At 72.1% G+C, this 11,517-nt stretch carries 8 protein-coding genes and 1 pseudogene; 7 read left to right on the forward strand and 2 right to left on the reverse strand.

The genetic code is table 11. From position 1 onward, the window contains the following. Positions 1-15: 15 nt before the first annotated feature. Complete coding sequence (locus tag ACIQRL_RS12855) at positions 16-504, reverse strand: cysteine dioxygenase (RefSeq protein WP_401330754.1); 489 nt, start codon at positions 502-504, stop codon at positions 16-18. Positions 505-1,234: 730 nt separating this feature from the next. Here ACIQRL_RS12855 and ACIQRL_RS12860 point away from each other — a divergent pair. The 3 genes from ACIQRL_RS12860 (at position 1,235) to ACIQRL_RS12870 (ending at position 6,948) form a co-directional block, all read left to right on the forward strand. Beyond that, positions 1,235-1,498: a WhiB family transcriptional regulator gene (locus ACIQRL_RS12860; protein ID WP_003975777.1), complete on the forward strand. Its 264-nt coding sequence runs from the start codon at positions 1,235-1,237 to the stop codon at positions 1,496-1,498. Positions 1,499-1,729: 231 nt separating this feature from the next. After that, complete coding sequence (locus ACIQRL_RS12865; protein WP_401330756.1) at positions 1,730-5,452, forward strand: glycosyltransferase; 3,723 nt, start codon at positions 1,730-1,732, stop codon at positions 5,450-5,452. Beyond that, entirely contained in the window at positions 5,449-6,948 is a 1,500-nt protein-coding gene (locus tag ACIQRL_RS12870) for a DUF5719 family protein (RefSeq protein ID WP_401330758.1), read from the forward strand. Before ACIQRL_RS12865 ends, ACIQRL_RS12870 begins: the two co-directional genes overlap by 4 nt. Positions 6,949-7,137: 189 nt before the next feature. On the opposite strand, the gene ACIQRL_RS12875 is transcribed toward ACIQRL_RS12870, so the two are convergent. Further along, positions 7,138-7,587, reverse strand: a complete 450-nt coding sequence (locus ACIQRL_RS12875) for a metallopeptidase family protein (RefSeq protein ID WP_401330859.1) — start codon at positions 7,585-7,587, stop codon at positions 7,138-7,140. A gap of 281 nt (positions 7,588-7,868) precedes the next feature. Here ACIQRL_RS12875 and ACIQRL_RS12880 point away from each other — a divergent pair, with 281 nt between their 5' ends. The 4 genes and pseudogenes from ACIQRL_RS12880 to ACIQRL_RS12895 all read left to right on the forward strand — a co-directional run bounded on the left by ACIQRL_RS12880 (position 7,869) and on the right by ACIQRL_RS12895 (position 11,330). Continuing rightward, positions 7,869-8,345, forward strand: a complete 477-nt coding sequence (locus tag ACIQRL_RS12880) for a DUF3499 domain-containing protein (protein ID WP_401330760.1) — start codon at positions 7,869-7,871, stop codon at positions 8,343-8,345. 312 nt (positions 8,346-8,657) lie between these two features. Continuing rightward, positions 8,658-9,451 (forward strand): annotated as a pseudogene (locus ACIQRL_RS12885) (L-lactate permease); the annotation flags it as partial. 159 nt (positions 9,452-9,610) lie between these two features. Beyond that, on the forward strand, positions 9,611-9,931 hold the full coding sequence (locus ACIQRL_RS12890) for an L-lactate permease (protein ID WP_401330861.1): 321 nt from the start codon (positions 9,611-9,613) through the stop codon (positions 9,929-9,931). A 37-nt stretch (positions 9,932-9,968) separates the two neighbouring features. After that, positions 9,969-11,330: a phosphomannomutase/phosphoglucomutase gene (locus tag ACIQRL_RS12895; RefSeq protein WP_401330762.1), complete on the forward strand. Its 1,362-nt coding sequence runs from the start codon at positions 9,969-9,971 to the stop codon at positions 11,328-11,330. Positions 11,331-11,517 lie beyond the last annotated feature (187 nt).

The raw sequence follows: 11,517 nt of genomic DNA on the forward strand, positions 1-11,517 counted from the left end.
TCCGGCGCGAACGCGTCACACGGTTTCGGCTACGGCGCAACGCGCCGCGTGCATCGGCATCTCGGTAAGGCCCGGGTAATAGACGTGCAGGCTGACGGCCGGTTCGAGCGAGTCGTTGACGACCTCGTGGACATACCCGGGCGCGAAGACGCGCTGCGCTCCGGCGTTCAGGGCGCGCGTGCCGCGCTCGGTGTGCTCGGTCAGCGCGCCGTCCAGGACGGTCAGTACGCCGGAGGAGCCGCCGTGGTCGTGCGCCCCGCTGCCCTGTCCGGGCACCCAGGACAGGAGCCACGCCTCGTAGCCGGGCCCCGTGCGCAGCCGGTGGTACCAGCGCGAGGCGGCGTCGTACCGGACGAGGTGTTCCCACTGCGAGCGGTCGGCGGCGATGGAGCGCGCCAGGCCGACGAACTCGGCCACGGTGGAGGGGTGTTCGCGCGGCGGCTGAAGCAGGTGGGGGACTTCGAGGATGTCGCCGGCGATCTGGAGGTCGCTGTCGCTGTTCATGGATGCGGTGGTTCCTCGGCGGAAGAGTGCTGGGGTGTCGCTGGCCGTTTCCGCCCGGGTCACGAGCGGGGATTCCGCCCGGGTCACGGGGGGAGGGGAGCCCTGGTGCGGGCGGTGGCCCCGGTGGGGGCGGGGATTTCGCCTCAGTGGCGGCGAGGCAGCCGGAGCGCGGTAGGGCTCAACAGCTGGAACAGCAACAACAGCTACAGCGAACGTGGGCAGCACCGAGGGACCCGGCGGTGCGGGTCGAGGTGGATGCCGAGTTCGCGAACATGCCCACAAGGACACCGGTTCACACCTCGACTGTCAACTGCATGTCCGGTATGTGGAAGATGTTTCACCTCATCCGGTTCATCTGGCAGGCGAAAGGTTTGTTCAGGAGCCTCCCCGGACACATGGCGCACAACCGGGTGAACAAACCTCGCCGCGGCCCCGTGATCTAAATGTGATCAGATTCGCTTCGGGGTCCGCGCCGGAACGAGATCGAACTCCTGGACGTCCTCCTCCGTGAGGGGGAGGGCGTCTGACCTGGACCTCTTGGGCTGTCGGGGTTTATGCCGATTTGAACACTTTCCGCAAAGCCTTGGTTCCGGAGAGTGAATAAGGGGCCCAATAGCAGATCTCGGCTTGACTGGCCCGGATCGGCACACTTGTAATTTCACTCGTGTCGTTCAGCCGAAATCGGTAACGGCAGCATCACGGGGACGCGAAAGACAGACGAGGGGCGCACATGACCGAGCTGGTGCAGCAACTGCTGGTCGACGACGCGGACGAGGAACTCGGCTGGCAGGAGCGCGCGCTGTGCGCCCAGACCGACCCCGAGTCCTTCTTTCCCGAGAAGGGCGGCTCCACCCGCGAGGCCAAGAAGGTCTGCCTCGCCTGTGAGGTCCGCTCCGAGTGCCTCGAATACGCGCTCGCCAACGACGAGCGGTTCGGCATCTGGGGCGGTCTGTCCGAGCGCGAGCGGCGTCGCCTGAAGAAGGCCGCTGTCTGAAAACGGTCGCACGGAAAAGCGGACGCGGAACAGTAGTCCACACACGTGGGTGCCGCCGACCAAACGGCACACACTCTTACGTAAGGAACGGCCCGGCGCAGGTGGGTTATCCACAGGCGGCGGGCCGTCGTCCTGCTCAGCCGTTAGTGTGGGCCCTCGTCCGAGACGTCCCGCTGTCCCCGCCGGACACAGACGTCCACCGCAGTCCATCGAACCGGGGCCCGTACCTCGATGTCCGTGCACAGCCATTCGGCAGCCCGTAACGACGCCGCTGCCGCCCCTGAGTTCCCGCGCCACGTCGTGACCGCGGTGCTCGTCTCCCACGACGGCGCCCGCTGGCTGCCCGAGGCGCTCGCCGGGCTGCTCGGCCAGGACCGCCCCGTGCAGAACGCGGTGGCGGCCGACACCGGCAGCGCGGACGAATCCGCCCAGCTGCTCACCGAGGCGCTCGGCGCCGACCGCGTGCTGCACCTGGCACGGCGCACCGGCTTCGGCCAGGCCGTCGAGGAGGTGTCCCGCACCGCCGCCGAGCTGACCCCGGACGACCTGCCCTACCTCAAGCGTCCGAGCGGCTGGGACCCCGTCACCCGCACCTGGCGCGACGACGCCTACGACATGCCGGACCTCCCGCACGGCGAACCCGAGCAGTGGCTCTGGCTGCTGCACGACGACAGCGCCCCGGAGCCCGACGCCCTGGCCCAGCTCCTGCGCGTCGTGGAGAACGAGCAGGAGATCGGCCAGGACGTGGCCATCGTCGGCCCCAAGCTCCGCGGCTGGTACGACCGCAGGCAGCTCCTCGAAGTCGGCGTCACCATCGCCAACTCGGGCCGCCGCTGGACCGGTCTGGACCGCCGCGAGCAGGACCAGGGCCAGCACGACCACGTCCACCCCGTGCTGTCCGTGTCCACCGCCGGAATGCTGATCCGGCGCGATGTCTTCGAGGAGCTCGGCGGCTTCGACCGCCGGCTGCCCCTGATGCGTGACGACGTCGACCTGTGCTGGCGCGCCCAGGCCGCCGGGCACCGTGTCCTCGTCGCCCCGGAAGCCGTCGTACGGCACGCCGAGGCGGCCTCCCGCGAGCGCCGCGCCGTCGACTGCGTGGGCCGCACCTCCGCGTCCCCGCACAAGGTCGACAAAGCGGGCGCCGTCTACACCCTCCTCGTCAACGCCCGCACCGCGCAGCTCCCCTGGATCCTGATCCGGCTCGTCCTCGGCACCCTGCTGCGCACGGTCGCCTACCTCGTTGGCAAGGTCCCCGGACAGGCCGTCGACGAGATCCGCGGCCTCCTGGGCACCCTGCTGCGCCCGGAGCGGATCATCGCCGGGCGGCGCAGGCGCGGCCGCCCGCAGGTCGACAAGGGTGAGCTGCGGGCCCTGTTCCCGCCGCCGGGCGCCACCGTGCGGGCCACCCTGGAGCAGGTCGCCGGCAATCTGACGAGCGACTCCGACGCCGACATCACCACGGGCGCCGGACGGCACGGAGGCGCCGTCGAGTCCGGACCCGGCGGCGACGACGGCGACTTCCTGGAGATCGAGCAGTTCGCCCGGATCAAGCGCATCGCGCGCAACCCCGGCCCGATGCTGTTCCTGGTGCTCCTGTTCGTCTCGCTCCTCGCCTGCCGCCAACTGCTCGGCGGCGGAGCCCTCGCGGGCGGCGCGCTGCTGCCCGCGCCCGCCGACTCCTCCGAACTGTGGGCGCGCTACCTCGACGGCTGGCATCCGGTCGGCGCGGGCTCCACCCAGTCCGCCCCTCCCTACCTCGCGATCGTCGCGCTGCTGGCCTCCGCGCTCCTCGGCTCCACCGGGCTCGCGGTCACCGTGCTCCTCGTGGGATCCGTGCCGCTGGCCGGCTTCGCCGCGTACTTCGCCTCGCGCCCCCTCGTCGAGTCCCGGCTGCTGCGCGCCTGGGCCTCCGTCGCGTACGCCTTCCTGCCGGCCGCCACCGGCGCGCTCGCGGGCGGCCGCATCGGCACCGCCGTCCTCGCGATCCTGCTGCCGCTCATCGCGCGCGCGGGCATCGCGGCGAGCGGTCTCGCACACGGCTCCCGGGCGCGCGGAAGCTGGCGCGCGACCTGGGCGTACGCCCTGCTGCTGACGTTCACGACGGCGTTCACCCCGATCGTGTGGCCCATCGCGCTGGTCCTCGGCATCGCGCTCCTCGTGGTGCGCCGCAGGGAGATCCCCGCCTACGGACCGCGTTTCCTGGCCCAGCTCGGCACCCCGCTGCTGGTTCTCGCGCCCTGGTCGCTGACCCTGCTGCCGTTCGGCTTCTTCAAGCAGGCCGGCCTGGACTACGGAGCCGGCGCGGCCACCCCGCTCGACCTGCTCAGCGCCAGCCCCGGCGGGCCGGGCACGGTCAGCGGGCTGATGCTCTTCGGCATCGTTCTCGCCGCGCTCGCCGCCCTGCTGCGCTCCGAGCGCCAGGCCGGGATCCGGACCGCGTGGGTCATCGCCGTGGTGGCGCTCCTCTTCGCGGTCCTGTCCAACCGTTCCACCTGGGCAGGACCCGCGACCCTCGTCTACGGCCTCGCGCTGCTTGCCGCCGCCTCCGTCGGCTCGGACGGGGCACGCGCGCGTGTCGCCGAACAGAGCTTCGGCTGGCGCCAGCCGGTGGCCGCGCTCATCGCCTTCGCCTGCGCCGCGGGCCCGCTGCTCGTCGCCGCCGGATGGATCATCCGCGGCGCCGACGGACCCGTGGAGCGCCGTGACCCGGTGCAGGTGCCCGCGTTCGTCGCCGAGGAGAGCGGCACCCGCGACCAGGCCCGCACCCTCGTCCTGGACAGCCCCTCGGCCGCCCAGGTCGCCTATGTCCTCGTCCGCGGCTCCGGCGCCCGTCTCGGCGACGCCGAACTCGCCGCGGCGGACGGCGAGAACAAGAAGCTCGACAAGGTCGTCGCGAACCTCGTGGCGGGCTCCGGAGCCGACCAGGCCAACGAACTCGGCGGCTTCGCCGTGCGCTACGTCCTGGTCCGCAAGGGCGCGCCGCGCGAGGTGAGCCGCGTCCTGGACGCCACCACGGGCCTGACCCGGCTGAGCCAGCAGGACGGCAGCGCCCTGTGGCGCGTCGACCAGCAGGTCTCGCGCGCCGCGATCGTCCCCGCGTCCGGCGACCCGGAGTCCATCGCCGCCGGACCGGTCGAGGTGCACACCACGATCCCCGCCGGAGCCGACGGCCGCGTCCTGCGGCTCGCCGACAGCGCCGAAGCGGGCTGGACGGCGACGCTGGACGGCAAGCCGCTCACCCGCACCACGGTCGACGGCTGGGCCCAGGGCTTCCAACTGCCTTCCAGCGGCGGCAGGCTGGATGTCACCTTCGACGCCCCGCTGGGCCACACCGCCTGGCTGTGGGCCCAGGGAGCGCTCGCCCTCGTCCTCGTGGTGCTCGCCCTCCCCGGGCGGCGCCGGGACGTCGACGACGACCTCCCCGAGGAGCAGGTCGTGCCCGCCCAGGACATGACGGGCGACGGCCGCCGTGCCCGCCGCCTGCGTGCCCAGGCCGAGGCGGAGGCGGAGTCCGAGGAGTCGGACGAGGACCTCGACGGCGAGTTCCCGGCGGACACGGAAGAGGACGAGGACGAGGACGAGGAGATCCCGGCCGGAGCCGTCCCGCACCAGCAGGCGTACGGCGAATGGGACAGCCCGAGCTACACGAACGCCGAGTACGACACCTACGGCGGCGAGCGGTACGACGGGCAGCAGCAGTACCCGGCGGGCGGCTACGAGCAGCCGTACCAGGCGGACCCCTACCAGGGCGGCCAGTACGACCCGTACGCCTACGGCGGCACCGCGGCGTACGACCAGAACTACGGCCAGGGCTACGACGCGAACGGCCAGGCCTACGACACCCGGGGCCAGGGCTACGACACGGGCGACCAGGGCTACGACCCGGCGTACGACCCCACACGGCCCCCGCACGGCACCGACAGTGAGCGCCCCGACGGGAGCCATCAGTGAACCGCACCACCCTGTCCCTGATCGCCGCTGCGACCGCGCTCGCCGCCGTCACCGGCTTCGCGACCCTCAAGGCGCCGGACGCGTCCCACGACAGCGCGGCCGGCACGGCCGCGCGGTTGCCCGTGGAGCGCACCAGCCTGCTCTGCCCGCAGCCGAGCACCTCGGACATCGCCGACACCGCCTATACGTCCTTCACACCCGTCGTGGAGGGCGCGAGCGGCAGCGGCAAGGCCCAACTCCAGGCGGCCACCGAGGAGTCGGCGGACTCCACGGCCGGCAAGAAGAGCGCGGGCAAGACCGCGAAGCCCGTCGTCCAGCCCAAGGATCCCGGCAAGCCGGCGTCCGGAACCACCTCGGGCGCCGAGGCGCCCGCCTTCGTGGGCCTCGCGTCGGGCAAGTTCGCGCCGGGCTGGACGGTTCAGGAGACCACGGAGGTCGCCGCGGGCAACGGGCGCGGCCTGCTCGGCACCAACTGCACCGCCCCCGACACCGAGTTCTGGTTCCCGGGCGCCAGCACCGCCTCGGCACGCACCGACTTCGTGCATCTGACCAACCCGGACGACTCCGCCGCCGTCGTCGACATCGAGCTGTACGGCAAGGACGGCACGCTCAAGTCCACGGTGGCCGACGGGATCACGGTCCAGCCGCACGCCAGCGAGCCGATCCTGCTGAACACGCTGACCGGCGACGCGCAGACCGACCTCACCGTGCATGTGACGGTCCGCAGCGGTCGCGTCGGAGCCGCTGTCCAGGCACTGGACGACAAGACCGGCGGCGACTGGCTGGCCGCGGCCGCCGATCCCGCGGGCAGCCTCGTCATGCCGGGTATCCCCAAGGACGCCACCTCGGTGCGCCTCGTCGCCTTCGTGCCCGGCGACACGGACGCCGACCTGAAGGTGCGCCTCGCCTCGCCCTCGGGGCTGATCACCCCGGCCGGGAACGAGACGCTGCACGTGAAGGCCGGCATGACCTCCGCCGTCGACCTCGGGGACCTCACCCGTGGCGAAGCGGGCTCCCTGGTGCTCACGCCCACCGGCTCCTCCGTGCCGATCGTCGCCGCCCTGCGGGTGGTGCGCGGCAAGGGCGCCGATCAGGAGACCGCGTTCATTCCGGCCACCGCCCCGGTCGGCGCGCGCGCGACGGTCGCGGACAACAAGGCCAAGGGGTCCACGCTCGCCGTGACCGCCCCCGCCGGGGGAGCCACGGTCCGGGTCACGGCGTCAGCGGGCAGCCAGGGCGGTACGGCCGTCTCGAAGACGTTCACCATCAAGGGCGGGACCACCGAGAACGTCGCGGCACCCGTCCCGAGCGGTCTCAAGGGCACGTACGCCCTCACCGTCGAGCCGGTCTCCGGAGGCCCGGTCTACGCCTCCCGGATGCTCGCGGTGACCCAGGAAGGCGTTCCCGGCTTCACCATCCAGAACCTCCCGGACGACCGCGGAACGGTCTCGGTGCCGGAAGCGCGGCAGGACCTCTCGGTGCTGCTCAAGCAGTGACCCAGGACCGGTGATCGGTCCCGGGTCTGCTTCATCGTGGTCCGATGGTCCGGGTCCGGGCGGGCCTGGTCCGGTAGGTCGGAGTCGGTGCGGGTTCCGTCGGTCCGGGTCCGGTCGGTGCGAGTCGGTCCGGTCCGATCGGCCGGAGTCAGATCGGCCGGAGTCCGATCGGACCCGTCCGGTCCGTTCTCAGTCCTCGCCGTAGCGTGGATCGACCGTCTCCGGTGTCAGGCCCAGCAGTTCGGCGACCTGTTCCACGACGACCTCGTGCACCAGGGCGGCGCGCTCGTCGCGTCCCTTGGTGCGGATCTCGACCGGACGACGGTAGACGACCACGCGCGCGGGATGCCCCTCGCGCGCCGCGATCGTGCCGCCCAGAGGCACCGCCTCGTCGCTCCAGCCCTCGCCCGAGCCCTCCAGGCGGGGGACTTCGAGGACCATGAAGTCGATGTCCGCGAGCTGCGGCCAGCGTCGCTCCAGCCGCTCCACGGAGTCCTGGACCAGGTCGGCGAAGACTTCGGCACGGCTCGCGGCGAGCGGTACCTGGGGCGGCGCAACGGGGCCGCGCATGCCCCTGCCGTGGCGGTCACGACGACGGGGACCGGCTGCTGCGGCACGGGGCGGTACGGGGTTGTCCATCACTGACGAAGAGTAGTCCCCGACCGGCCCGGCCGCCCGGCCTCACGCGCCGGTCGCCGCCGGGCGGGCGGACCGACGGCACCCGGCCCGGCAGGTGTTCCGGATGACACCCGATGGCACTGGATGACGCCCGATGACCATTCCAGCCAAGATTGGGCTCGATTCCGTATCCCTCCAAGACCGTCTCTGACATGGCAATTGACATGATTCGCACTAAGTGGTGACCGGATTCAGGTCTGTTCGGCATCCTGAGGCCCGATGTCGCCCCAGGTCAGGGTCCGATGCCCGGAAAACGGTGTGGGCCGTCTCACACCACGACACGGTGGGGTGACCTGGGGGAGAGTCGTCGCGGCCCGCTCAAGAGTGCGGTACCGTCCAACATCGTGAGCCTTGTACGTCGCTGTTCGCGCACCGCTTGCGGCCGTCCCGCCGTCGCGACGCTGACGTACGTCTACGCCGACTCGACCGCGGTCCTCGGCCCGCTCGCCACCTACGCCGAACCCCACTGCTACGACCTGTGCGCCCAGCACTCCGAGCGCCTGACCGCGCCGCGCGGCTGGGAGGTCGTCCGGCTCGCCGACTCCTCCGGTCCGGCCCGCCCCAGCGGCGACGACCTGGAGGCGCTGGCGAACGCGGTGCGCGAGGCGGCCCGTCCGCAGAAACGTGCCGCGGAGGCCGGCGGCAGTGCCCGCTCGGTGGACCCGATGGAGGTCGCGCGCCGCGGCCACCTGCGGATTCTGCGCTCCCCCGACAACTGAGCACCGCTCCACCGGCTCGCACCCCGCACCCTGGCCGTTCCGCGCCGCGCTCTTCTCGCCGCGCCCCTCTCTCCGGTCCGCAGTTCGCCGTAGTGCCGTGCGCCCACCGCCCGTTCCCCGGGGGCCGGTTCCACCGAGCGGCGCGCACCCGTTGACGTGAAGTTGTCGCGGACGCGACGATTCCGAATGCCGTGAGAAATCGCTTTCCGCATCACGGAATCCGGAGAGGCGTCCCTGTACGTCCAAGAGCTGCGACCCGTCGCCGACTCGCTCGGCCTGTCCGCCCGCGTGGCCGCCCTGCCCCTCCTCGTCGTGCCGGTCCTGCTCGGCGGCGTCCGCCTGAAGGCCCATGTGGCGGGCCTGACAGGCCTTCTGGCGGCCTCGCTGGTCGCCTGGCTCGCGTACGGCATGCCGGTGGGTCGGACGCTCTCCAGCGCCACCCAGGGCGCCGCGTTCGGTCCCTTCCCCATCCTGCGGATCGCCGTCAACGCCCTGTGGGTGTACCGGATGACGGTCCGCACCCGCCATTTCGACATCCTGCGCCACTCGTTCGGGCGGCTGTCCGACGATCCGCGCATCCAGGCACTCGTGTCGCCTTCTGCTTCGGCGCCCTCCTCGAAGCCCTCGCCGGCTTCGGCGCCCCGGTCGCGATCTGCATCGGTGATGCTGGTCGCCCTCGGCTTCGACCCGGTGCGCGCGGTGGTCGTCGCGCTCGTCGCCAACACCGCGCCGGTCGCCTCGGCGCGATGGCCACACCGGTCGTGCCCCTCGCCCAGGTCACAGGCCTGCCACTGGATTCCGTCGCCTCGATGGTGGGCCGGCAGACCCCGCTGCTCGCGCTGGCCGTGCCCCTGGTCCTCGTCGCTCTGTTCGACGGCGGGCGCGGACTGCGGGACACCTGGGTGCCCGCCCTGGCGTGCGGAGTGGCCTTCGCCGCCGTCCAGTTCGCCGCCTCGAACTACGTCTCCGGGCAACTCGCCGACATCGGCGCCTCCTTGGCCGGTGCCGCCGCCCTGATCGCCGTACCGCACGCGCGCGTGCCCGCCGCCGAGTCCGTACGGGCGTCGGTCCTGACCGGCACGCGCAGCGAGGAACTCGACGAGCAGGATCCGCCCCGCGAAGTCGCCCGCGCCTACGCCCCGTACGCCCTGATCGTCGCGGTCTTCTCCCCTCTTCGGCGCTCTCCAGGTGAGCGCCGCCCGGGAGTCGGGGTGCCGCCCGAACTCCTCGCCGCCGCCAACAGTTCGGGCGGTGTCCTCGGCAAGATGATCTCGCCGCAGAACCTGACCATCGCCTACGCGGCCGTCGGGCTCGCCGGCCGCGAGGGCGATTTGCTGCGCAAGGTGCTGCCCTGGAGCCTCGGACTCCTGCTCCTCATCTGTCTGATCGTGGTGGGCCAGAGCACGGCCGTCCTCTCCTGGATGCTGCCCCGAGAGGACTCCGGCCACCGCGCCCGGCGTGCCGGGACGGTCCTGGACGCTGTCCCGGGTCGGGCGGGTTTCCCCCGGATGACGGAGACCGTTCCGCACGTCACGGATGCGCTCCACTCGGGCTCGGCACCGCCCGCTGTCAGCCCGGACGGGTAGTTTGGGGTGACCGAAGTGGACTTCTGGAGGGTTGGCCGTGACTGCTGATCTGTCGCAGCTCGTAAAGGCGTACGACGTACGCGGGGTGGTTCCGGACCAGTGGGACGAGCCGCTCGCCGAGTTGTTCGGCGCCGCCTTCGTCCAGGTGACCGGAGCGGACGCCATCGTGATCGGGCACGACATGCGGCCGTCGTCGCCCGGACTGTCCCGCGCCTTCGCGCGCGGTGCGGCGGCGCGCGGGGTCGACGTGACCGAGATCGGCCTGTGCTCCACGGACCAGCTCTACTACGCCTCGGGCGCGTTCGGCCTGCCGGGCGCCATGTTCACGGCCTCGCACAACCCGGCCCAGTACAACGGCATCAAGATGTGCCGGGCGGGCGCGGCCCCCGTCGGCCAGGACACCGGCCTGTCCGAGATCCGCCAACTCGCCGAGTCCTGGCTCGACTCCGGTGCCCCGGGCTCGGATGCCACGCCCGAAACGATCACGCGGCGGGACACGTTGGAGGATTACGCGGCGTACCTGCGCTCCCTCGTCGACCTGACCTCGATCCGCCCCTTGAAGGTCGTCGTCGACGCGGGCAACGGCATGGGCGGACACACCGTCCCGACCGTCTTCTCCGGCCTGCCGCTGGAGCTCGTGCCGATGTACTTCGAGCTGGACGGCACCTTCCCGAACCACGAGGCCAACCCGCTCGACCCGGCGAACATCGTCGATCTCCAGAAGCGTGTCCGCGAGGAGGGGGCCGACCTCGGCATCGCCTTCGACGGCGACGCCGACCGCTGCTTCGTCGTCGACGAGCGGGGCGAACCGGTCTCCCCGTCCGCGATCACCGCACTGGTGGCCGCGCGCGAACTCACCAAGCACGGCGGCGGCACGGTCATCCACAACCTCATCACCTCCTGGTCCGTGCCGGAGGTCGTCCGCGAGCACGGCGGCACCCCGGTCCGCACCCGCGTCGGCCACTCCTTCATCAAGGCCGAGATGGCCACCTCCGGCGCGATCTTCGGCGGCGAGCACTCCGCGCACTACTACTTCCGCGACTTCTGGAACGCCGACACCGGCATGCTGGCCGCCCTCCACGTCCTCGCCGCCCTCGGCGGCCAGGACGGTCCGCTCTCAGGGCTCGTCGCGGAGTACGACCGCTACGTGGGCTCCGGCGAGATCAACTCCACCGTCGACGACCAGGCCGCCCGCCTCGCCGCCGTCAGGGCCGCCTACGAGGGCCGCGAGGGCATCGCCATCGACGAACTCGACGGTCTGACGGTCACCGCCGAGGACGCGTGGTTCAACGTCCGCCCCTCCAACACCGAGCCCCTCCTCCGCCTCAACGCGGAGGCCCGCGACGAGGCCACGATGACGAAGGTGCGGGACGAGGTCCTGAAGATCATCAGAGGCTGAGCCCCGCACGGCCGGACCGGAGACCCGATATCGCCGACCGGGAACGGCCCGGCGGCCGTGCCCGTCGGAACCGACGGGCACGGCGCCCTGCGGGCACGGCGCCCTGCGGGCACGGCGCCCTGCGGGCACGGCGCCCTGCGGGCACGGCGCCCTGCGGGCACGGCGCCCTGCGGGCACGGCGCCCTGC

This window comes from Streptomyces sp. NPDC091209 (assembly GCF_044757755.1).
Classification (GTDB): Bacteria; Actinomycetota; Actinomycetes; order Streptomycetales; family Streptomycetaceae; genus Streptomyces.

What these genes read in the sequence shown, in the direction of transcription:
- ACIQRL_RS12855 (WP_401330754.1), bottom strand. Translation starts at nt 504, where the DNA reads ATGAACAGCGACAGCGACCTCCAGATCGCCGGCGACATCCTCGAAGTC.
- ACIQRL_RS12860 (WP_003975777.1), top strand. Translation starts at nt 1,235, where the DNA reads ATGACCGAGCTGGTGCAGCAACTGCTGGTCGACGACGCGGACGAGGAA.
- ACIQRL_RS12865 (WP_401330756.1), top strand. Translation starts at nt 1,730, where the DNA reads ATGTCCGTGCACAGCCATTCGGCAGCCCGTAACGACGCCGCTGCCGCC.
- ACIQRL_RS12875 (WP_401330859.1), bottom strand. Translation starts at nt 7,587, where the DNA reads ATGGACAACCCCGTACCGCCCCGTGCCGCAGCAGCCGGTCCCCGTCGT.
- ACIQRL_RS12880 (WP_401330760.1), top strand. Translation starts at nt 7,869, where the DNA reads ATGCCCGGAAAACGGTGTGGGCCGTCTCACACCACGACACGGTGGGGT.
- ACIQRL_RS12890 (WP_401330861.1), top strand. Translation starts at nt 9,611, where the DNA reads ATGATCTCGCCGCAGAACCTGACCATCGCCTACGCGGCCGTCGGGCTC.